Consider the following 22,165-nt stretch of genomic DNA (forward strand, 5'->3'; position numbering starts at 1 on the left):
GTTTGAGGGGATCAGCGGACTTTTCCCTTGGCCAGTGCCAAGGCCTCTTGGTCAAAGTCATCGACATCGATCACCTTGCGCCGGGCCGCCTCGGCTTCTCGCAGGGTTTGGGCCTCCACCGGCTGCAATACACCCGCCTCGAGGGCGGCATCGATCACCGACTCGCCGGCCACCGGTTTGACCTGGCCACTTTTGAGTGCCATATGCAGTTTTTTCTGTAGCGGCTGTGCGGCGCTCAACAGATTGCAGGCGTGTTGCAATGCACCGACCGGATCGTCGCTCGCTTGCGGGCGGTAGCACCCCAGGAGCACTTCCTCCAGTGCCGGGTCGCCCTTGGCGCGGCCGATCACCCCTGCGACTTCGGCGCCGAGTTTGTCCGATGGCCCTTTGTGCTGGCGCCCGAACGGGAACACGATCACTCGCAACAGACAGCCCACGACTTTATTCGGGAAGTTGCTCAGCAGTTCATCCATCGCCCGTTCCGCCTGGCCCAGGCTTTCTTCCATGGCCCAGGTCAGCAGTGGTGTCATGTACTGCGGTGAGTCAAGGTCGTTGTAGCGCTTGAGCGCGGCGGACGCCAGGTAAAGGTTGCTCAATACGTCGCCTAGCCGTGCAGACAGGCGTTCGCGGCGTTTCAGTGCGCCGCCCAGCAACATCATGCTCAGGTCGGCGAGCAGGGCGAAAGCAGCGGCCTGACGGTTGAGTGCGCGGAAATAACCTTGGCTGAGTTTGTCGCCCGGGGTGTGTTCCAGATGCCCGAAACCGAGATTGAGCACCAGCGTACTGGCGGCGTTGCCCACGGCAAAACCGATGTGCTTGAGCAGCAGGTCATCGAATTCTCTGAGCGCCTGATCCTTGTCTTCACGGCCGGCGAGGGCCATTTCCTTGAGCACGAACGGATGGCAGCGAATCGCGCCCTGGCCGAAGATCATCAGGTTGCGCGAGAGAATGTTCGCGCCTTCGACGGTGATGAAAATCGGCGCGCCGTTCCATTTGCGACCGAGGTAGTTGTTCGGCCCCATGATGATCGCCTTGCCGCCGTGCACATCCATGGCGTCGCTAATGCAGTCGCGGGCGCGTTCGGTCAGGTGGTACTTGAGAATTGCCGACAGCACCGACGGTTTCTCGCCCAGATCGACTGCATTGGCGGTCAGCATGCGGGCGGCGTCCATCATCCAGGCGTTGCCGCCAATGCGGGCCATGGCTTCCTGGATGCCTTCGAACGAGGCAATCGGCACATTGAACTGCTCGCGAACCTGAGCGTATTGGCCCGTTACCAGACTGGTGAACTTGGCCATGCCGGTACCCACCGCCGGCAGGGAAATCGAACGCCCGACCGACAGGCAGTTCATCAGCATCATCCAGCCTTTGCCGAGCATCTCCTGGCCGCCGATGAGGAACTCCAGCGGGACGAACACGTCCTTGCCCGAGTTCGGGCCATTCATGAATGCCGCGCCCAACGGCAGATGCCGGCGGCCGATCTCGACACCGGCGATGTCGGTCGGAATCAGTGCCAGGCTGATGCCCAGGTCTTCCTTGTCACCCAGCAGGCGATCCGGATCGTAGGCCTTGAAGGCCAGGCCGAGGAGGGTGGCCACCGGACCGAGGGTGATGTAGCGTTTTTCCCAGTTCAGGCGCAGGCCGAGGACTTCCTGGCCCTCCCATTCACCTTTGCAGATCACTCCTGAGTCCGGCATGCCGCCGGCGTCGGAGCCGGCCAGCGGGCCGGTCAGGGCAAAACACGGGATGTCGTCGCCGCGCGCCAGGCGAGGCAGGTAATGATTACGTTGTTCGTCGGTGCCGTAATGCAGCAACAGTTCGGCCGGGCCGAGGGAATTGGGGACCATCACGGTTGAGGCAAGGTCGCCGCTGTGGCTCGCCAGTTTCATCGCCACTTGCGAGTGGGCATAGGCGGAGAAGCCCTTGCCGCCAAACTCCTTGGGGATGATCAGGGCGAAAAAGCCGTTGTCCTTGATGAATGTCCAGGCTTGTGGCGGCAGGTCCATGGTTTGACCGAGCTGCCATTCACTGACCATGGCGCAGAGTGTTTCGGTCGGCCCGTCGATGAAGGCCTGTTCCTCTTCATTCAATTGCGCCTTGGGATAGGACAGCAGCTTGCTCCAGTCCGGACGGCCACTGAACAGTTCGCCGTCCCACCAGACCGTGCCAGCGTCGATGGCATCGCGTTCGGTTTGCGACATCGGCGGCAGGGTTTTCTGGAACCATTTGAACATCGGCGCACTGAACAATTTGCGGCGCAGGTCGGGCAGCAGCAAAGGCGCGGCGACGGCGGCGATCAACACCCAGAAAACCAGTAGCAGCCAGCCCGGTGCGCGGCTGAAAGCGCCCATGGCCACGACATAGATGGCCACGATGACCAAGGCGGGCAGCGGGGCGATGCGGCGGTGGGCCAAATAAGCAATCCCGACCAGCAAAACCAGTATCCACAACAACAGCATATTCATTCCTCCGTGAAACCAGGGCGAACCAGCCCACAGAGCTTAGACGGCATCCGCGAAACAGGCTGGTTGGAGCGATGTGATTCGAATCGTGGGAAACCCCGGATGATTTTCGTGCGACAAATGGGTCGCACACGTGGGAAATACGTTCATTGAGCGAGCGGCAAAGCGGCCATGTTTGGCCGAAACGTCGTTATCTCTGTGCTGAAGCTCTCGCTAGACTCGGGGCTTCCCCAGGAGATTATTTTCATGCGCGAGTATCTGAGTCCCGGCCGCTTCATCGATAGTGACCATCCGTCCGTGGTGGAGTTCGCCGAAAAGCACCGTGGCGCCAGTCGCGATCCGCTGGAGCAGGCGATCAGTCTCTATTACGCCGTGCGCGAAGCGGTGCGCTACAACCCGTACACGTTCAGTCGCGACCCGCAGACCCTGCGCGGCAGTTATGCGCTGGCGGCCGGGGAGAGTTACTGCGTGCCCAAGGCCACGTTGCTGGCAGGTGCAGCGCGGCATTGCGGGATTCCCGCGCGGATCGGCCTGGCGGATGTGCGCAATCATTTGTCGACGCCACGGCTGCTCGAATTGCTCAAGAGCGACATGTTCGCCATGCACGGTTACACCGAGTTTTACTTGCAGGATCGCTGGGTCAAGGCGACACCCGCGTTCAACCGCAAACTCTGCGACCTGTTCAATGTGGCGCCGCTGGAATTCGACGGGATCAACGACAGCGTTTTTCATCCCTTCAACCGCGATGGCGCGAAGCTGATGGAGTACCTGGTCGATCACGGCCAGTTCGCCGACGTACCTGAAGCGTTCTTTTTCGAACACCTGGAAAAGTGCTATCCGCACCTGTTCGGTGAGCAACAGCAACCACTATTGGGCGACATGCAGAGCGATTTGAGTCGCGCCTGATCCGGCGTATGCTGCCTGCCCACTTACCGAAAAAGAGGCGGTCATGCTGAAGATCTGGGGTCGGAAAAACTCGTCGAATGTCAGAAAACCATTGTGGGCCGCCGAAGAACTGGGACTGGCCTACGAGGCGATCGATGCCGGTGGCGCCTTTGGTGTCGTCGATACACCCGAATACCGCGCCATGAATCCCAATGGTCGCGTGCCTGTCATTGAAGACGACGGTTTTGTGTTGTGGGAGTCCAACGCCATCGTGCGTTACCTGATGGCCTTGCATGCCGACGGCACGGCCTGGTACCCGAATAGTCCCAGGGCCCGGGCCACTGCCGACAAGTGGATGGACTGGACCACCTCAAGCTTTGCCGGCCCGTTCCGTACCGTGTTCTGGGGTGTGCTGCGTACCCCGGCAGACCAGCAGGACTGGCCCGCCATCAAGGCGGCGATCAAGGAGTGCGACACGCTGCTGGCAATGGCCGATCAGGCGTTGGCGAACAAGCCCTACCTGTCCGGAGACGAGATCGGCATGGGCGATATTCCCCTGGGCAGTTTCATTTATGCCTGGTTCGAGATGCCGATCGAACGTGCGCCACAACCGCATCTGCAGGCCTGGTATGGCCGGTTGAAACAGCGTCCGGCGTATCAAAAGGCGGTCATGACCGCGTTGACTTAATACTCACTATCGACACGCTTGACTGTACTTGTGTGGCGGCGACAAGCACCATTGTGCCACTCCGCTGCGGTTGTTTTGTTCGCCGCCGCCCATACTTATCCTTTTCTTCCCTTCTTGGTGCGTAAATCAGATATGAGTTCCGCTCTGTCCATCCGGCAGCTAACCAAAACCTACGGCAACGGTTTCCAGGCCCTGAGTGGTATCGATCTGGATGTCGCCGAAGGTGACTTTTTCGCCTTGCTCGGCCCGAACGGCGCCGGCAAGTCCACGACCATCGGTATTCTCTCGACCCTGGTGAACAAGACCAGCGGCACGGTGAACATCTTCGGTCACGACCTGGACAGGAATCCTGCGCAGCTCAAGCGCTCCATCGGCGTGGTGCCTCAGGAATTCAACTTCAACCAGTTCGAAAAGACCTTCGACATCGTCGTGACCCAGGCCGGCTACTACGGCATCCCGGCGAAAATCGCCAAGGAACGCGCCGAACAGTACCTGACCCAGCTCGGCCTGTGGGACAAGAAGGACGTGCCATCGCGCTCGCTGTCCGGCGGTATGAAGCGTCGCCTGATGATCGCCCGCGCGCTGGTTCATGAACCGCGTCTGCTGATCCTCGACGAGCCGACCGCCGGGGTGGACATCGAGCTGCGTCGCTCGATGTGGAGCTTCCTCACCGAGCTGAACGAGAAAGGCATCACCATCATCCTCACGACCCACTATCTGGAAGAGGCTGAGCAGCTGTGCCGCAACATCGGCATCATCGACCACGGCACCATCGTCGAGAACACCAGCATGCGGCAGTTGCTCAGCCAGTTGCATGTCGAAACCTTCCTGCTGGACCTCAAGGGCGACCTGCCAGCTGCGCCGCAGTTGCTCGGCTATCCGTCCCGGCTGATCGACAGCCACACCCTGGAAGTCCAGGTGGAAAAGTCCATGGGCATCACCGCGCTGTTCACCCAGTTGGCGCAGCAGAACATCGAAGTGCTGAGCCTGCGTAACAAAACCAATCGCCTCGAGGAGTTGTTCGTGTCCCTGGTGGAGAAAAATCTGTCGAAGGTGGCGGTATGAGTTCCGAGCTGCGCCCCAACCTCGTTGCCCTCAACACCATCGTTTACCGTGAAGTCCGGCGTTTCACCCGGATCTGGCCCCAGACCCTGCTGCCGCCGGCCATCACCATGGTCCTGTACTTCGTGATCTTCGGTAATCTGATCGGTCGGCAGATCGGCGACATGGGTGGCTTCACTTACATGGAGTACATCGTGCCGGGGCTGATCATGATGTCGGTGATCACCAACTCCTACGGCAACGTGGTGTCGAGTTTCTTCGGCAGCAAGTTCCAGCGGTCCATTGAAGAATTGATGGTCTCGCCGTTGTCGCCGCACACCATTCTGATTGGCTATACCCTGGGCGGCGTGCTGCGTGGCCTGATGGTGGGGATCATCGTGACCCTGCTGTCGCTGTTCTTCACCCACTTGCAGGTGCATCACCTGGGCGTGACCATTCTGGTGGTGGTGCTGACCGCGACCATCTTCTCGTTGCTGGGCTTCATCAACGCCGTGTTTGCGCGCAACTTCGATGACATTTCGATCATCCCGACTTTCGTGCTGACGCCACTGACCTACCTGGGCGGGGTCTTCTACTCGATCACCTTGCTGCCACCGTTCTGGCAGACCGTGTCCTTGGCCAACCCGGTGCTGCACATGGTCAACGCGTTCCGCTACGGCATCCTTGGCGTATCGGATATCCGCATCAGCGTGGCCATCGCCTTCATGCTGGTTGCGACCGCGGTGCTGTATTTCGGTAGTGCAAGGTTGCTGGTCAGCGGGCGCGGGATGCGGACTTAAGGAATACCGCGTCGCCTGCATCGCGAGCAAGCTCGCTCCCACAGGGGATCTTGTTCGCCGCGTAGATTGAATGTGGGAGCGAGCCTGCTCGCGATGGCGTCAGCCCGGACACCGCAAAAAAAAACGGCCTCCCAAGTGGAGGCCGTTTTGCATTCTCACATCCGGCTCTTCTTGCGCCGCTTCCACTGCCTGGCCACCCACCAGCGCCAATACATCATCACCAGGAAGTAGGCCAGTGCGCCGAGTACCAGCCCCGTTACCACCGAGCCCAACAGAAACGGTTGCCACAAGGTCGAGATTTCACCCGTGATCCATTCCCAGTTCAGTGAGTCCGGCAACTGCCGGGCGGGAACGTCCATCAGCCAGGCGCCGGTCTGGTACGTGCAGAAGAACACGGCGGGCATGGTGATCGGGTTGGTCAGCCAGACCAGGCTCACGGCAATCGGCATGTTGCCGCGCACGATGATGGCGAGGATTGCCGCCAGCAGCATCTGTAGCGGGATCGGCAGGAACGCGGCGAACAGCCCCACCGCCATGGCGCGGGCAACGGAGTGGCGGTTGAGGTGCCACAGGTTCGGGTCATGCAACAGCGTGCCGAGAAAGCGTAAGGACTTGTGTTCCCTGATGCTCATCGGGTCTGGCATGTAGCGTTTGAATAAGCGCCGGGGCATAAGGCTTCTCGGTCGGTCAGGGCGGCAAGTATGTCTGGATTCCATGAACTGCCTATTCAGATTTTGTGACAATTATTGACGGCGCCCATGAGACGAGCGGGCTAAGCCTTGAAGGGGACTTTCAAGGACGGGCTTATGCGCACAGGGATGATGGCGCTGGCGTTGGGTCTTTTGACCTTGCGTTTTTTACCGGCATTACCGCCGGTCTGGTTATGGCTGGCGATGCCGGTTGCGGGTTTGATGTTGCTGCCGTTCAGGACTTATCCGGTGGCGTTTTACTTGTTCGGCTTGAGTTGGGCCTGCGCGAATGCGCAATGGGCGCTGGATGACCGGTTACCGCCGGCGCTGGACGGAGAAACCCGTTGGGTCGAAGGGCGGGTCACTGGCTTGCCCCGGCATGACGACGGTGTCGTGCGTTTCGAGTTGACCGACATCCAGTCCCGACGTACCCGGCTGCCGCAGCAAATGCGTCTGGCCTGGTATGGCGGGCCGCCGGTGAACAGTGGTGAGCGCTGGCGCCTGGCAGTCAAGTTGAAGCGTCCGGTCGGGCTGCTCAATCCGCAGGCCTTCGACTACCAGGCCTGGTTGCTGGCACAACGCATCGGGGCGACCGGGACGATCAAGCAGGGCGAACGCCTTGCGCCAGCCCAATGGGCCTGGCGCGATGCAATCCGTCAGCGTTTGCTGGTGGTGGATGCCCAAGGGCGAAACGGCGCGTTGACGGCGTTGGTGCTCGGGGACGGCGCCGGGTTGAGTCGCGAAGACTGGCAGGTATTGCAGGACACCGGCACGGTTCATCTGTTGGTGATTTCCGGGCAGCACATCGGATTGCTGGCGGGCGTCGTGTATCTGCTGATCGCCGGCCTGGCCCGCTTTGGGTTATGGCCGAACCGTCTGCCATGGTTGCCCTGGGCGTGTGGCCTGGCATTCGCCGCTGCGCTCGGTTACGGGATGCTGGCCGGTTTCGAGGTGCCGGTGCGACGGGCCTGCTTGATGATTGGTCTGGTGTTGTTGTGGCGTCTGCGGTTCCGTCATCTCGGTGCGTGGTGGCCACTGTTGTTGGCACTCAACGGCATTTTGCTGCTGGCGCCGCTGGCGAGTCTCCAGCCTGGTTTCTGGCTGTCTTTCGCGGCCGTGGCAGTCTTGATATTGACCTTCGGCGGACGTTTGGGGCCGTGGCGTTGGTGGCAGACCTGGACCCGTGCCCAGTGGCTGATTGCAATCGGGCTGTGCCCGTTGTTATTGGCACTGGGGTTGCCCATCAGTCTGAGCGGGCCGCTGGCCAATTTGTTTGCGGTGCCCTGGATCAGTCTGGCGGTACTGCCACCGGCGTTGCTCGGGACGCTGTTGCTGCCGGTGCCTTATGTGGGTGAGAAATTGCTGTGGCTGGCGGGCGGTCTGATCGACGGTTGGTTCAGCGGATTGGGGTTCGTCTCCGGTCAGGTTCCTGCTTGGGTGCCCGCGGCAGTCCCGCTATGGGCCTGGGCAATCGGTGCTATTGGCGCCTTTTTGCTCTTGCTGCCGCGAGGCTTGCCGATGCGCCCGTTAGGGTGGCCCATGCTGTTGATGCTGGTTTTTTCGCCCAGGCCGATGTTGCAGGAGGGCATGGCGGAAGTCTGGCAACTGAATGTCGGTCAAGGCCTGGCGATCCTGGTGCGCACCCGGCATCACACGTTGCTGTATGACGCCGGACCGCGTTTCGGAGAACTCGACCAGGGGGAACGGGTGGTGCTGCCGGCATTGCGCAAACTGGGGGTGAAGGGCATAGACCTGATGCTGATCAGCCACGCCCACGCCGATCATGCCGGCGGTGCCCCGGCGATTGCCAGGGGGTTGCCGGTGAAACAGGTGGTCAGTGGTGAACCGTCAGACTTGCCTGCGCAACTGCAGGCCGGGAGATGTGAGAGCGGTCGGCGATGGACCTGGGATGAAGTCGATTTCCAGCTTTGGCACTGGCCATTGGCCGGCGACAGCAACCAGAACTCTTGTGTCTTGCTGATCGAGGCCAATGGCGAACGGCTGCTGTTGAGTGGCGACATCGATGCTGCCGCCGAGAGAGCCCTGCTGGACAGTCCGTTGGCCCGGCCCACCGATTGGCTGCAGGCGCCACACCACGGCAGTCGCAGTTCGTCGTCCAATGCCCTGTTGGATGTCCTGCAACCCAAAGGTGCGCTGATCTCCCGCGGGCAGGGCAATTCGTTTGGCCATCCGCATCCCACGGTCATCGCCCGTTATCAAAAACGTGGAATGGCGATCTACGACAGCGTCGAACAGGGTGCCATTCGTCTGCAACTGGGACGCTTCGAGCCGCCGTGGTCATTGCGCCAGGAACGGCGTTTCTGGCGCGATCCGCCGCCCTTGAACCCATAACCGAGCGTTATCAAAGCCCGACCGGATGCGACATCACGGTCTTCGGTGCGTCCACCCCCTATGTTAGAGTGGCGCACTTTTTCGAGGGGGCTGTCACTGTGTGGGAATTGGTCAAATCCGGCGGCTGGATGATGCTGCCGATCATTTTGAGTTCCATCGCGGCCATGGCGATCGTTGCCGAGCGTCTGTGGACCCTGCGGGCCAGCCGCGTGACCCCGGAGCACTTGCTCGGGCAGGTATGGGTCTGGATCAAGGACAAACAGCTCAATAAGGAAAAGCTCAAGGAACTGCGCGCCAATTCGCCTTTGGGCGAGATCCTGGCGGCCGGCCTGGCCAACTCCAAGCATGGCCGCGAGATCATGAAGGAGTGCATCGAAGAGGCCGCTCAACGGGTCATCCATGAGCTCGAACGCTACGTCAACGCCCTGGGCACCATTGCTGCCATGGCCCCGTTGCTGGGCTTGCTCGGTACCGTGCTGGGCATGATCGATATTTTCAGCGCGTTCACAGGCTCAGGCATGACCACCAACGCCTCGGTACTGGCCGGTGGTATTTCCAAGGCCCTGATCACCACGGCTGCCGGTTTGATGGTTGGTATCCCGGCGGTATTCTTCCATCGATTCCTGCAACGCCGGATCGATGAACTGGTGGTAGGGATGGAGCAGGAAGCGATCAAACTGGTCGAGGTAGTGCAGGGCGACCGCGATGTGGACCTGGCCGGGAGCAAAGCGTGAAATTCCGCCGCAAACCACGGGAAACGGTGGACATCAACCTCGCGTCGCTGATCGACGTGGTGTTCATCCTGCTGCTGTTTTTTGTCGTGACCACCACCTTCACCCGTGAAACCCAGCTGCGCGTCGATCTGCCGGAAGCGGTCAGCGGCGCGCCGGCCGACGATCAGAACAAGCCTCTGGACATTGCCATCAGTGCCGACGGCGTGTTCTCGGTGAACAACCAGATCCTGCCGAAAAGCGACCTGGCTTCGCTGATGGACGCGCTGCAAAAGGAAGCCAATGGCGACACCAACCGGCCACTGTCGATCAGCGCTGATGGCAAGACACAGCATCAGTCCGTCATCACCGCCATGGATGCGGCCGGCAAGCTCGGTTTCAGCCATTTGCGCATGACCACTGTCGAAGCGGCGCCCCCCGCGTCCTGATGGCCATGTCCGATCGATTGCTCGCCGCGTGGTACGCAGGTCATCCGGCCCTGAAACTGTTGCAGCCGCTGGAATGGCTGTACCGGTGCGTGGTCATGAACAAGCGCAAGCGCTTTCTGGCCGGTGAGGGCGAGATCTATCAGCCACCGGTGCCGCTGATCGTGGTCGGCAACATCACCGTGGGTGGCACCGGCAAGACACCGCTGATTCTGTGGATGATCGAGCACTGCCAGCGCAGCGGCCTGCGGGTCGGCGTGGTCAGCCGCGGCTACGGCGCCAAACCGCCGCAACTGCCATGGCGCGTCGAGGCCGAGCAAAGCGCCGACGTCGCCGGTGACGAGCCGTTGCTAATCGTCCAGCGCACGGGCGTCCCGCTGATGATCGACCCCAATCGCAGCAACGCTGTCAAAACCTTGTTGGCCAGTGAGCCGCTGGACCTGATCCTGTCCGACGACGGCATGCAGCACTACCGCATGGCCCGTGACCTGGAACTGGTGCTGATCGATGCCGCCCGTGGCCTGGGCAATCGCCGTTGCCTACCTGCCGGGCCGTTGCGTGAGCCGGTCGAGCGCCTGCAAAGCGTCGACGCGGTCCTCTACAACGGTGCCGTGGCCGACTGCGATGATGGATTTGCCTTCCAGTTGCAACCCACCGCGCTGGTCAACCTGCGCAGCGGCGAACGGCGTCCCCTCGACCACTTTGGCGCAGGCCAGGCCGTGCACGCGGTGGCCGGCATCGGCAATCCACAACGTTTCTTCAAGACCCTCGAAACGCTACACTGGCAGCCGGTTCCACATGCGTTTGCCGACCACGCCGAATACAGCGTGGAGGCGTTGAATTTCACGCCGTCATTGCCGTTGGTGATGACGGAAAAGGACGCGGTGAAATGCCGTGCCTTTGCCGCCGCCGACTGGTGGTACCTGGCGGTCGATGCTGTGCCGTCGCCGGCCTTCGTGGCCTGGTTCGACACGCAGTTGATGCGCCTGCTGCCGGCTCGTTTGTTGCCTTAACTCCGTTTTTTCCAGGGAATGCTCATGGACACCAAATTGCTCGATATCCTCGCTTGCCCGGTCTGCAAAGGCCCGCTCAAGCTCAGCGCCGACAAGACCGAGCTGATCAGCAAGGGCGCAGGCCTGGCCTACCCGATTCGCGACGGCATCCCGGTGATGCTCGAATCCGAAGCGCGCACCCTGACCACCGACGAGCGCCTGGATAAATGACCACAGCCTTTACCGTCGTCATTCCATCGCGTTACGCCTCCACACGCCTGCCCGGCAAGCCGCTGCTGCTGATCGCCGGCAAGCCGATGATCCAGCACGTCTGGGAACAGGCGAGCAAAAGCAGCGCCGAGCGGGTGGTGGTGGCCACCGACGACGCGCGCATCGTCGAGGCCTGCAATGGCTTTGGCGCCGAAGTGGTGTTGACCCGTGAGGATCACAACTCCGGCACCGATCGCCTGGCCGAAGTCGCGATGAAGCTGGGCCTGGCGCCCGACGCTATCGTGGTCAACGTCCAGGGCGACGAGCCGCTGATCCCGCCGAACGTGATCGATCAGGTGGCCGCCAACCTGGCAGCCCACGCCGAAGCGCGCATGGCCACGCTCGCCGAGCCGATCGAAGACGTGGACACCCTGTTCAATCCCAATGTGGTCAAGGTCGTCAGCGACCTCAATGGCCTGGCGCTGACGTTCAGCCGTTCTACCTTGCCCTGGGCGCGGGATGCCTTCGCCGTGAACCGTGAGCAGTTGCCCGAAGGTGTGCCGTACCGCCGCCATATCGGCATTTATGCCTATCGCGCCGGATTCCTGCAGGATTTCGTCAGCTGGGGTCCATGCTGGCTGGAAAACACCGAGTGTCTGGAACAGCTGCGTGCGCTGTGGCACGGCGTACGAATTCACGTCGCCGATGCACTGATCGCGCCGCCGCCCGGTGTCGACACCGTTGAAGACCTTGAGCGCGTTCGTCGCCTGCTGGAGGCGTGATGCGGGTTCTGTTTGTCTGCCTGGGCAACATCTGTCGCTCGCCCACGGCCGAAGGCGTGCTGCGGCATAAGCTGCGCGAGGCCGGCTTGGCCGATCAGGTTGAAGTGGCCTCCGCCGGCACCGGTGACTGGCATGTCGGCAAGGCGCCGGACAAGCGCAGTCAGGCCGCGGCGAAGCTGCGCGGTTATGACTTGTCCGCCCAGCGCGCCCGGCAAGTCAGTCGTGCCGATTTCGCCACCTACGACCTGATCCTGGCGATGGACAACAGCAACCTGCGCAACCTCAAGGCCTTGCAGCCGGCCAAGGGCAAGGCCGAATTGGACCTGTTCCTGCGTCGCTACCAGTCGCCAGTCGATGAAGTACCGGACCCGTACTACGACGGCGAACAAGGCTTCGAGCAGGTGCTGGACCTGATCGAGCACGCCAGTGATTTGCTGGTGATCGAATTGAAGGGACGGTTATGAGTTTGCAGGTTCAATCACAGGTTTCGCTCAAGCCGTTCAACAGCTTTGGCGTGGATGTCCAGGCCCGGCTGTTTGCCCAGGCCCATAGCGACGCCGATGTGCGCGAAGCTCTGGCCTACGGGCTGGAGCACAAGGTCCCGGTGCTGGTGATCGGCGGCGGCAGCAACCTGTTGCTGACGGCAGATATCGAATCACTGGTTCTGCGCATGGCCACGCGCGGAATTCGCGTGCTGAGCGATGAGGGCGGCAAAGTGGTGATCGAGGCCGAGGCAGGCGAGCCCTGGCATCCATTTGTGCAACACACACTGTCCCTGGGGCTGTCCGGCCTGGAAAATCTCAGCCTGATTCCCGGCACTGTCGGTGCGGCACCGATGCAGAACATCGGCGCTTATGGCGTCGAGATCAAGGATGTGTTCGCCGGCCTGACCGCCCTCGATCGCCAGACCGGCGAACTGCGCGACTTTACCCTGCAAGAGTGCAACTTCGCCTACCGCGACAGCCTGTTCAAGCAGGAGCCGGGGCGTTGGTTGATCCTGCGTGTGCGTTTCGCCCTCGACCGCGCCGCGCATCTGCACCTGGAGTACGGCCCGGTGCGCCAGCGCCTGACCGAACAAGGCATCGAGCATCCGACCGCCAGCGATGTCAGCCAGGCCATTTGCAGTATCCGCAACGAAAAACTCCCGGACCCGGCCGTACTCGGCAATGCCGGCAGCTTTTTCAAGAACCCTTTGGTGTCGTCGGCGCTGGCTGCACGGCTCAAGGGCGAATACCCGGACCTGGTGGCCTATGCGCAACCCGACGGGCAGATGAAACTGGCCGCCGGTTGGCTGATCGAGCGGGCAGGGTGGAAAGGTTTCCGTGAAGCTGATGCTGGCGTGCATAAATTGCAGGCGCTGGTGCTGGTCAACTATGGAGGCGCGACGGGCCTGCAACTGTTGAACCTGGCGCAGCGCATCCAGAAAGACATTCTCGAGCGTTTCCATGTCGATCTGGAAATGGAGCCGAACCGGTATTGAGCTAAGCTTTCAGGACGGATCAAAAAGCCCTGCACAATGTTTATTGTGCAGGGCTTTTTTGTTAATGCTCGGTTAACTTAGTCAGCTAACGATGCACACTCTTGCTCCACCAAAGGCCCGGTGCAGACCATTTGTGTCCGCATAAGAGAGCCCATTAGCCTGAGTCGATCTGCGTGCGACCCACCGAGATCCAGCGGCAGATTGCTCGACCCCATAACTCAAGACCTATGCGGGCGTGCCCATGATTACCCTGAAACTCAATGGTCAAGACCATCAACTCGACGTCACCGAGGACATGCCGCTGCTCTGGGCGATCCGCGACGTGGCCGGTTACAACGGCACCAAATTCGGCTGCGGCATGGGCCTGTGCGGCGCCTGTACCATTCATATCGAAGGGGCTCCGGCACGCAGTTGCATTACGCCCATCGGTTCAGTCGTCGGGCAGAATGTCAGCACCATCGACAACCTGCACGCCGATCCGATCGGCAAAGTCGTGCAGCAAGCCTGGCTCGACACGGCAGTGGCTCAATGCGGCTTCTGCCAGGGCGGGCAAATCATGTCGGCGACGGCACTGCTCAAGACCCATCCGAACCCGAGCGACGAGCAGATCGAAGAAGCCATGGTCGGCAACATCTGCCGCTGCGGCACCTATAACCGTATCAAGACCGCGATCCGTCAGGCTTCCACTCACCTGAAGGAGGCCAAGGCATGAGCCGGTTACCGAATGATTTCACCCTGAGCAACCTCAGTCGCCGTGGTTTTCTCAAGGGCGTGGGGGCGACCGGTGCGCTGGTGGTCGCCGCGAGTTGGGGCTGGCAAGACGCGTTTGCCGAAGAGAAAGAGAAGAAGTTCGGCGCCGACGGCATGCCCCACGGCTGGGTCGACGATCCGAAAGTCTATGTGAGCATCGCCGCCGATGGCACGGTGACCGTTATCTGCAACCGCTCGGAGATGGGCCAGGGCGTGCGCACCAGCTTGACCATGGTGGTGGCCGATGAACTGGAAGCCGACTGGGCGATGGTCAAGGTACAGCAGGCCCCCGGCGATGAAGCGCGCTTCGGCAACCAGGACACCGACGGCTCGCGCAGCATGCGTCACTGGTACGAGCCGATGCGTCGTTGCGGCGCCGCCGCACGGGCCATGCTGGAACAAGCCGCGGCTGACCAGTGGAAAGTGTCAGTCGGCGAGTGCCAGGCGCAACTTCATAAAGTCATTCATAAACCGTCGGGCCGCGAACTGGGCTATGGCGCGCTGGCCGCCGCCGCTGGCGCTTTGGCCGTGCCTGCGCGAGAAAGCCTGAGACTCAAGCAACCTTCGGAATTTCGATATATCGGTAAGGAAGGCACCAAGGCCATCGACGGTGAGGACATCGTCAATGGTCGTGCGGTGTACGGCGCCGACGTGCATTTCGACGGCATGCTGTACGCGACCATCGCGCGGCCCACGGTGTATGGCGGCAAGGTCAAAAGCTTCGATGGCAGCGCGGCGATGAAAGTCCCAGGCGTGGTCAAAGTGGTACAGATCGAAAGCCGCCCGTTGCCTTCGGAGTTCCAACCCCTGGGCGGCATCGCCGTGGTGGCGAGCAATACCTGGGCGGCGATCAAGGGCCGCGAGGCACTGAAAATCGAATGGGACGACGGCCCCAACGCCAGCTACGACTCGATTGCCTATCGCAAGGAACTCGAAGCAGCCTCGCTCAAGCCCGGCAAGGTGGTGCGCAATACCGGCAACCTCGATGAGGCCATGGCCAGCGCCGATAGCACGCTGGAAGCCTCCTACTACTTGCCGCATTTGTCACAGTCGCCGATGGAACCGATGGTCGCCATTGCGCGGTTCAAGGACGGTGCGTGCCAAGCCTGGGGGCCAAGCCAGGCGCCGCAGGTCACCCGGGAACGGATCGGTGAGCGCCTGGGCCTGCCGTTCGACAAGGTCACGTTCAACGTGACCCTGCTCGGGGGCGGGTTCGGGCGCAAGTCCAAGCCTGACTTCATCATCGAGGCCGCCATCCTCGCCAAGGAATTCCCCGGTAAAGCGGTGCGGGTGCAATGGACCCGCGAAGACGACATCCACTGTTCCTATTTTCACACCGTGTCGGCCGAATACCTCAAGGCCAGCCTGAACAAGGATGGCCTGCCATCCGGCTGGTTGCACCGTACGGTGGCGCCGAGCATCACCGCGTTGTTTGCGCCGGGCATGAACCATGAGGCGGCGTTCGAACTGGGCATGGGGTTCACCAACATGGCGTATGCGATCCCCAACATTCGCCTGGAAAACCCCGAGGCAACGGTGCATACCCGGGTAGGTTGGTATCGCTCGGTGTCGAACATTCCCCATGGTTTCGCGATCCAGAGTTTTATCGATGAACTGGCGCACAAGGCCGGGCAGGATCCGCTGAAGTACCAGATCAGATTGCTCGGCCCGGACCGTCAGATCGATCCGCGTACCTTGAGTGAAGAGTGGAACTACGGCGAATCCCCCGAGCGTTATCCGATCGACACCGCGCGCCTGCGCACGGTACTGGAGACCGCCGCCAAAGCCGCCGGTTGGGGGCGTGAGTTGCCCAAGGGACGCGGCCTGGGCCTGGCAGTGCATTACAGCTTCGTGACGTATGTGGCGGCGGTGATCGAGGTGGAGGTCAAGGACGACGGTACGCTGGTGGTGCACAAGGCTGACATCGCCGTCGATTGCGGGCCGCAGATCAACCCCGAGCGGATTCGCGCGCAATTCGAAGGCGCCTGCGTCATGGGTCTGGGTAATGCGGTGCTGGGGGAAATCAGCTTCAAGGACGGCAAGGTTCAGCAGGATAACTTCCATATGTACGAAGTGGCGCGCATGTCCCTGGCACCGAAAGAAGTGGCGGTGCATCTGGTGACGCCGCCGGGCAATGTCCCGTTGGGTGGTGTGGGTGAACCGGGCGTGCCACCGATTGCGCCGGCACTGTGCAACGCGATCTTCGCCGCCACCGGCAAACGCATCCGCAATCTGCCTGTTCGTTATCAGTTGTCGGGTTGGCAGAAGGCCGGCGCCTGATGGACAGCGCCGATCTGAACGTCCTGCGCAGCGTGTTGCAATGGCATCGCGCCGGTCAGCGGGTGGTGTTGTACAGCGTGGTCGAAACCTGGGGCACTGCGCCCCGGGCACCCGGCGCCATGCTGGCCCTGCGCGAAGACGGCATGGTGATTGGTTCGGTCTCGGGCGGGTGTGTCGAAGATGACTTGATTGCCCGGCTGCACGACGGACGCCTGGAACTTGACGGGCCGCCGGTGCAATTGATCACCTACGGCGTGACCCGCGAGGAAGCCGCACGTTTCGGCTTGCCCTGCGGTGGCACCTTGCGCTTGACCGAGGAGCGTATCGACGATGGGGATTGGGTCGAGCAATTGCTCGCCCGTTGCGAGGCCCATGAAATCGTTGCGCGTGAACTGAACCTGACCACCGGCGAAGTACTTTTGCAGCCGGCCAGTAAAACTGACGTGTTGACGTTCGATGGACAGACCTTGCGGGTGATCCATGGCCCGCGCTGGCGCTTGCTGCTGATCGGCGCGGGGCAGCTGTCGCGCTATGTGGCGGAAATGGCCCGGCTGCTGGATTTCGAGGTGCTGATTTGCGACCCGCGTAGCGAGTTCGTCTATGGCTGGGAGGAACAGCACGGACGATTCGTTTCGGGCATGCCGGATGAGGCTGTATTGAATATCCAGACCGATGAACGCACGGCTATCGTGGCCTTGACCCATGATCCGCGTCTGGATGACATGGCGCTGCTCACGGCCCTGGATTCCAGGGCTTTTTACGTCGGAGCGCTGGGATCGCGGGTCAACAGCCAGAAGCGCCGGGAAAACCTGGCTCAACTGGGGTTGTCGCAATCGGCGATTGACCGCTTGCATGGCCCGATCGGTTTGCACATCGGCAGTCATAATCCAGCGGAAATTGCCTTGTCGCTCATGGCGGAAATCGTGGCGGTCAAAAACGGCATCGAACTGAAGCAGAAGAAAGTCCTGCGGGAGAGCGTATGAGCAAATCCATCGGCGTTATCGTGTTGGCAGCGGGGCAGGGCAGCCGGTTTCGTCAGGTGGCGGGTGCCGAAAAGGATAAAATGGTGGCCGATTGCATCGGGCGTGACGGCGTGGTGCGGTCCGTCATCGAGCACACATTGGTCAACCTGCCGGCGACGCTGGACAAGCGCGTACTGGTGACCACTGCTGACCGCCCGCAAGTGATTCGCATGGCTCAGGCCTATGGCTGCGAGATTGTGCTGATCGAATCGACGGGAATGGGCGACAGCATTGCCGCGGGAGTCGCTGCCTGCAAGCAACTCGATGGCTGGCTGATGGTGCTGGGGGATATGCCGTTCATCCTGCCATCGAGTATCGAGCAAGTGGTGGCGGGGATTGGCGATGACAGTATCAGCGTGCCCGTGCAGGACGGCGGGTACGGGCATCCGGTCGGTTTCGGACGGGGTTTCGCGGCGGGGTTGATGGCGTTATCGGGGGATCGCGGCGCCAAGCCGCTGTTCGCCCAAGGGCGGGTGGTTGAAGTGAGCGTGGATGATTCTGGTGTGGTGTGGGATGTGGATGTGCCTGAAGCACTAACCTTCAGGCCAGCATAGATCCTTGTGGGAGCGAGCCTGCTCGCGATAGCGGTGGATCAGCTAGCACCAATGTTGAATGTCATTCCGCCATCGCGAGCAATCGAGCGTCGACCGGCTGCTCCCACAGGGGAATGGTGTGATTTCACAGATGTAAAAAAAGCCCCGCCTGGGATCACCAGGCGGGGCTTTTTAGTGGCCGATGGAATCAGACGAGAGGTTTAGGCTCGTGTTCTTTTTCCTGGGCTTGCTCGTGTTGCTCTACCGCTTCCTGAACGGAGCGCGGTGCTTCGTGGATCACCGACTCAACCGGCTCGGCAGCCACTTCGGCAGCCGGGGCAGGAGCTGCCTCAACCACTTCAGCAGCAACCGGTGCAGGCTCGGCGGCGACAACCGCTTCAGCTGGAGCCGCAGCGGCAGCCAGTTCAGCTTCCTTCTGCAGACGCTCGGCTTCACGCTTGCGACGACGCACTTCACGCGGGTCGTTAGGCGCACGGCCACTTGGCGTCAGGGCGCTGGCAGGAGCGGCTTCGACCACTGGTGCAGGTGCTTGGGCAACGACCGGTGCTTCAACGGCTGGCGCTTCAACCACCGGGGCCGGGGCCGGTTCTGCAGCGGCAATCACCGGCTCGGAAACCATGGCTTCAGCCACTTGGGTTTCAGCGGCAGGTGCAGCGGTTTCAGCGACGGCTGGCTCGGCAACCCAGTTGAATGCGGTTTGCTCTTCGCGAACTTCACGCACGGTATCAGTCACGGTTTCAACAACCGCTTCCGCAGCCTGGGCAGGTGCTTCTACCACTGGCGCTGGCTCGGCAGCCGCTTCAACAGCAGGCTGAGATTCTGGCGCTGGCGCCACTTCGATTTCCGGCGAGGCGGTGACTTCGACCGGTGTGGTCGCTTCAACGACTGGCGCTTCAACCGGAGCTGCTTCCAGGGTCGCAGCAGTGGCGCGTTCGGCTTGCACATTGGCTTCAGCTTCTGCTGGAGCGCTGATCACGCTGCTGGCAACAGCTGCGGTGACAGCCAGGCCGGCGGCCAGATCGGCAGTGCTTGGCGCTTCAGCGTTTTCGCCGGACTCGGACTCTTCCGAACCTTCGATCACGTTGCCGTTGGCGTCACGCTGACGCTCGCGACGGTTGCTGCGACGACGCTGACCACGGGAGCGGCGGCGTGGACGATCGCCTTCGGCGCTTTCCTGACCGTCTTCCGACAGTTGCTCTTCGTTGGTGGTCAGTTCTTCTTCAGTTGCGGCTGCGGCAGCTTGTTCGGCACGTGGCTGACGTTCTTCACGCGGTGGGCGTGGCGCGCGTTCTTCACGTGGCTGACGAGCCGGGCGTTCTTCAGCGGTAGCAGCCGTAGCGGTAGCAGCGGCGGCCGGAGCAGCCGGAGCGGCATCCAGAGGCTCGCGCAGTTCACGAACGCGTTCTTCACGCTCGCCACGTGGCTTGCGATCTTCACGCGGAGCGCGCGGTGCACGTTCTTCACGAGGCGCGCGTGGTGCGCGTTCTTCGCGGGCTACCGCTGGCGTTTCTTCGCGGGTTTCGCGAGGTTCACGCACTTCCCGTGGCTGACGCTCTTCACGCGGCTCACGTGGTGCGCGTTCTTCACGCGGTGCACGCTCTTCGCGAGGCTTGCGCTCTTCATCGCGGCGACCGTTACGGTTGCGGCTCTGCTGGCGACCGTTGCGACGCTCTTCGTTGCGGGCCGGACGCTCGGCGGCAGGTTTTTCAACCACAACCGGTGCGGCAGGCTCTTCCTTGGTGGCGAACAGGCTCACCAGCGACTTCACCAGGCCTTTGAACAGGCTTGGCTCCGGTACGGCGGCCGGGGCAGGGGCTGGAGCGGCCACCTCTGTTGGCACAGGAGCGTTGGCACGGGCCGGGGCCGTTTTGACCGCAGCTTCCTGGCGAACCAGGGTGCGGGTCGCAGCGGCTGGCTGGACTTCTTCGACTTCGGCAGCGGCAGCGGCGATTTCGTAGCTGGACTGGTTGGTCGCCGCTTCCGGGCTGTCGTCACGCAGGCGCTGTACTTCAAAGTGCGGCGTTTCGAGGTGATCGTTCGGCAGGATGACGATGCGGGCACGGGTGCGCAGTTCGATCTTGGTGATCGAGTTGCGTTTTTCGTTGAGCAGGAACGCCGCCACCGGGATCGGCACTTGTGCACGAACTTCGGCGGTACGGTCTTTCAGGGCTTCTTCTTCGATCAGGCGCAGGATCGCCAGGGACAGCGATTCAACGTCACGGATGATGCCGGTGCCGTTGCAACGCGGGCAGACGATGCCGCTGCTTTCACCCAGGGATGGACGCAGGCGCTGACGGGACATTTCCAGCAGGCCGAAGCGCGAAATGCGACCGACTTGCACGCGAGCGCGGTCGGCTTCCAGGCATTCGCGGACTTTTTCTTCCACGGCGCGCTGGTTCTTGGCTGGGGTCATGTCGATGAAGTCGATGACGATCAGGCCGCCGATGTCGCGCAGGCGCAACTGACGGGCGATTTCCTCGGCCGCTTCAAGGTTGGTTTGCAGCGCGGTTTCTTCGATGTCGCTGCCTTTGGTGGCGCGCGCCGAGTTGATGTCGATGGACACCAGGGCTTCGGTCGGATCGATCACGATGGAACCGCCGGAAGGCAGTTCGACAACGCGCTGGAAAGCGGTTTCGATCTGGCTTTCGATCTGGAAGCGGTTGAACAGCGGAACGCTGTCTTCGTACAGCTTGATCTTGCTGGCGTACTGCGGCATTACCTGGCGGATGAAGGTCAGGGCTTCGTCCTGGGCTTCAACGCTGTCAATCAGCACTTCGCCGATGTCCTGGCGCAGGTAGTCGCGGATCGCGCGGATGATCACGTTGCTTTCCTGGTAGATCAGGAATGGCGCGGCGCGGTCCAGCGAAGCTTCCTTGATGGCGGTCCACAGTTGCAGCAGGTAGTCGAGGTCCCACTGCATTTCTTCGCTGCTGCGGCCAAGGCCTGCAGTGCGCACGATCAGGCCCATGTCGGCCGGGGCAACCAGACCGTTCAGGGCTTCACGCAGTTCGTTGCGCTCTTCGCCTTCGATGCGACGGGAGATACCGCCGGCACGCGGGTTGTTCGGCATCAGCACCAGGTAACGACCGGCCAGGCTGATGAAGGTGGTCAGGGCGGCGCCCTTGTTGCCACGTTCTTCTTTTTCGACCTGAACGATGACTTCCTGGCCTTCGCTCAGGACGTCCTTGATGTTGACGCGACCTTCCGGGGCTTTCTTGAAGTATTCGCGGGAGATTTCTTTGAGGGGCAGGAAGCCGTGGCGCTCAGAGCCGAAATCGACAAAGGCAGCCTCGAGGCTTGGTTCGATGCGAGTAATCCGGCCTTTATAGATGTTGGCCTTCTTCTGCTCGCGTGCACCGGATTCGATGTCCAGGTCGTAGAGGCGCTGGCCATCTACCAGTGCAACACGCAACTCTTCGGGTTGAGTTGCGTTAATCAGCATTCTTTTCATGTAGTACCGTCGGTTTCCGGGCTGCCGGAAACGGCGTTCGGCACACACGACTTCTCACGGTCGGTGTCAGGTGCGTCGGGAGTGGTTGGCCATTTCCCGTGTCCAGCGAAGTCCGGCCAATGTGGGCCTTCATCGCGACGTACGCGTCCTGCTTGCTGTGGCTACTTAAGCACTCAGTCAGGAGGAGGAATCAACCAGCGGCTGTGGACGAGATGAAGCGTCTTGAGAAAGCCTGTTGCTACACAGTCCGGCGGTTGTGCATCTCCACCCTACACGTATCCCTGATAATTCGGGTGCTGCCGCGCGCAGAATCCGCAGCGGGTTGGCATTTACCGTGAGCTCCGAAAGGGGAGGTCACGCATCATGGCTAATTTAGGCGTTGTTTCCGATGCCTTCGCTCGGGGTCATTCGCAGCTGACTGCACTTTGTGAACTGGCCGTGAATATGGCTCGCAAAACGAGTGGAAAACTCTGCTTTGTGGCGTGATTCAGGCCTCATGTCACCTGCGCTCGTTACACCTGCAAACTCCACCGTTACGTAGCGAAAGCCCCGTAGGACGGCCTCGCGTCCT

19 protein-coding genes are annotated in these 22,165 nt (G+C 61.5%); 16 read left to right on the forward strand and 3 right to left on the reverse strand.

Annotation, left to right across the window (positions count from 1 at the left end):
- Window positions 1–11: 11 nt before the first annotated feature.
- A complete protein-coding gene (locus tag AC1RS8_RS15225) occupies window positions 12–2,459 on the reverse strand; it encodes an acyl-CoA dehydrogenase (RefSeq protein WP_489339068.1) in 2,448 nt (815 codons plus the stop codon).
- A 249-nt stretch (window positions 2,460–2,708) separates the two neighbouring features.
- Here AC1RS8_RS15225 and AC1RS8_RS15230 point away from each other — a divergent pair, with 249 nt between their 5' ends.
- The 4 genes from AC1RS8_RS15230 to AC1RS8_RS15245 all read left to right on the forward strand — a co-directional run bounded on the left by AC1RS8_RS15230 (window position 2,709) and on the right by AC1RS8_RS15245 (window position 5,876).
- On the forward strand, window positions 2,709–3,368 hold the full coding sequence (locus AC1RS8_RS15230; RefSeq protein ID WP_057713694.1) for a transglutaminase-like domain-containing protein: 660 nt from the start codon (window positions 2,709–2,711) through the stop codon (window positions 3,366–3,368).
- Window positions 3,369–3,411: 43 nt separating this feature from the next.
- Window positions 3,412–4,035 (forward strand): glutathione S-transferase family protein, encoded by a 624-nt coding sequence (locus AC1RS8_RS15235; protein ID WP_489339066.1) that lies wholly within the window; start codon window positions 3,412–3,414, stop codon window positions 4,033–4,035.
- 132 nt (window positions 4,036–4,167) lie between these two features.
- Window positions 4,168–5,100, forward strand: a complete 933-nt coding sequence (locus AC1RS8_RS15240) for an ABC transporter ATP-binding protein (protein ID WP_218494395.1) — start codon at window positions 4,168–4,170, stop codon at window positions 5,098–5,100.
- Complete coding sequence (locus AC1RS8_RS15245; RefSeq protein ID WP_057713697.1) at window positions 5,097–5,876, forward strand: ABC transporter permease; 780 nt, start codon at window positions 5,097–5,099, stop codon at window positions 5,874–5,876. The genes AC1RS8_RS15240 and AC1RS8_RS15245 overlap by 4 nt, the downstream gene beginning before the upstream one ends.
- A gap of 155 nt (window positions 5,877–6,031) precedes the next feature.
- Here AC1RS8_RS15245 and AC1RS8_RS15250 read toward each other — a convergent pair whose 3' ends face one another.
- Complete coding sequence (locus AC1RS8_RS15250; RefSeq protein ID WP_057713698.1) at window positions 6,032–6,547, reverse strand: DUF2062 domain-containing protein; 516 nt, start codon at window positions 6,545–6,547, stop codon at window positions 6,032–6,034.
- Between the two features lie 135 nt (window positions 6,548–6,682).
- On the opposite strand from AC1RS8_RS15250, the gene AC1RS8_RS15255 reads away from it, so the two are divergent.
- From AC1RS8_RS15255 to AC1RS8_RS15310, 12 genes are all read left to right on the forward strand, one after another.
- The gene (locus AC1RS8_RS15255; protein ID WP_489339065.1) at window positions 6,683–8,917 is read left to right on the forward strand and encodes a DNA internalization-related competence protein ComEC/Rec2; all 2,235 of its coding nucleotides are present in this window, start codon (window positions 6,683–6,685) and stop codon (window positions 8,915–8,917) included.
- A gap of 98 nt (window positions 8,918–9,015) precedes the next feature.
- Window positions 9,016–9,651 (forward strand): MotA/TolQ/ExbB proton channel family protein, encoded by a 636-nt coding sequence (locus AC1RS8_RS15260; RefSeq protein ID WP_057713700.1) that lies wholly within the window; start codon window positions 9,016–9,018, stop codon window positions 9,649–9,651.
- Entirely contained in the window at window positions 9,648–10,076 is a 429-nt protein-coding gene (locus tag AC1RS8_RS15265; protein WP_057713701.1) for an ExbD/TolR family protein, read from the forward strand. Before AC1RS8_RS15260 ends, AC1RS8_RS15265 begins: the two co-directional genes overlap by 4 nt.
- Window positions 10,076–11,086 carry a tetraacyldisaccharide 4'-kinase gene (gene lpxK, locus AC1RS8_RS15270; RefSeq protein WP_489339064.1) on the forward strand — a complete coding sequence of 337 codons (1,011 nt, stop codon included), beginning with the start codon at window positions 10,076–10,078 and terminating at the stop codon, window positions 11,084–11,086. Before AC1RS8_RS15265 ends, lpxK begins: the two co-directional genes overlap by 1 nt.
- 24 nt (window positions 11,087–11,110) lie before the next feature.
- A complete protein-coding gene (locus AC1RS8_RS15275; RefSeq protein ID WP_003179363.1) occupies window positions 11,111–11,296 on the forward strand; it encodes a Trm112 family protein in 186 nt (61 codons plus the stop codon).
- The gene (gene kdsB / locus AC1RS8_RS15280; RefSeq protein WP_090457217.1) at window positions 11,293–12,057 is read left to right on the forward strand and encodes a 3-deoxy-manno-octulosonate cytidylyltransferase; all 765 of its coding nucleotides are present in this window, start codon (window positions 11,293–11,295) and stop codon (window positions 12,055–12,057) included. The genes AC1RS8_RS15275 and kdsB overlap by 4 nt, the downstream gene beginning before the upstream one ends.
- Window positions 12,057–12,521 (forward strand): low molecular weight protein-tyrosine-phosphatase, encoded by a 465-nt coding sequence (locus AC1RS8_RS15285; protein ID WP_090457215.1) that lies wholly within the window; start codon window positions 12,057–12,059, stop codon window positions 12,519–12,521. The genes kdsB and AC1RS8_RS15285 overlap by 1 nt, the downstream gene beginning before the upstream one ends.
- Window positions 12,518–13,537, forward strand: coding sequence for a UDP-N-acetylmuramate dehydrogenase (murB, locus tag AC1RS8_RS15290; RefSeq protein ID WP_090457214.1), 1,020 nt, complete (start codon window positions 12,518–12,520; stop codon window positions 13,535–13,537). The genes AC1RS8_RS15285 and murB overlap by 4 nt, the downstream gene beginning before the upstream one ends.
- 241 nt (window positions 13,538–13,778) lie before the next feature.
- Window positions 13,779–14,249: a (2Fe-2S)-binding protein gene (locus tag AC1RS8_RS15295; protein WP_015096391.1), complete on the forward strand. Its 471-nt coding sequence runs from the start codon at window positions 13,779–13,781 to the stop codon at window positions 14,247–14,249.
- The gene (locus AC1RS8_RS15300) at window positions 14,246–16,567 is read left to right on the forward strand and encodes a xanthine dehydrogenase family protein molybdopterin-binding subunit (RefSeq protein WP_489339063.1); all 2,322 of its coding nucleotides are present in this window, start codon (window positions 14,246–14,248) and stop codon (window positions 16,565–16,567) included. Before AC1RS8_RS15295 ends, AC1RS8_RS15300 begins: the two co-directional genes overlap by 4 nt.
- A complete protein-coding gene (locus AC1RS8_RS15305; RefSeq protein ID WP_489339062.1) occupies window positions 16,567–17,550 on the forward strand; it encodes an XdhC family protein in 984 nt (327 codons plus the stop codon). Before AC1RS8_RS15300 ends, AC1RS8_RS15305 begins: the two co-directional genes overlap by 1 nt.
- Complete coding sequence (locus AC1RS8_RS15310) at window positions 17,547–18,143, forward strand: nucleotidyltransferase family protein (protein ID WP_489339061.1); 597 nt, start codon at window positions 17,547–17,549, stop codon at window positions 18,141–18,143. Before AC1RS8_RS15305 ends, AC1RS8_RS15310 begins: the two co-directional genes overlap by 4 nt.
- 187 nt (window positions 18,144–18,330) lie before the next feature.
- Here the strand turns inward: AC1RS8_RS15310 and rne are convergent, their stop codons facing one another.
- Window positions 18,331–21,594: a ribonuclease E gene (gene rne / locus AC1RS8_RS15315; RefSeq protein ID WP_489339060.1), complete on the reverse strand. Its 3,264-nt coding sequence runs from the start codon at window positions 21,592–21,594 to the stop codon at window positions 18,331–18,333.
- Window positions 21,595–22,165 lie beyond the last annotated feature (571 nt).

This window comes from Pseudomonas sp. GW821-FHT12A04 (assembly GCF_058807755.1).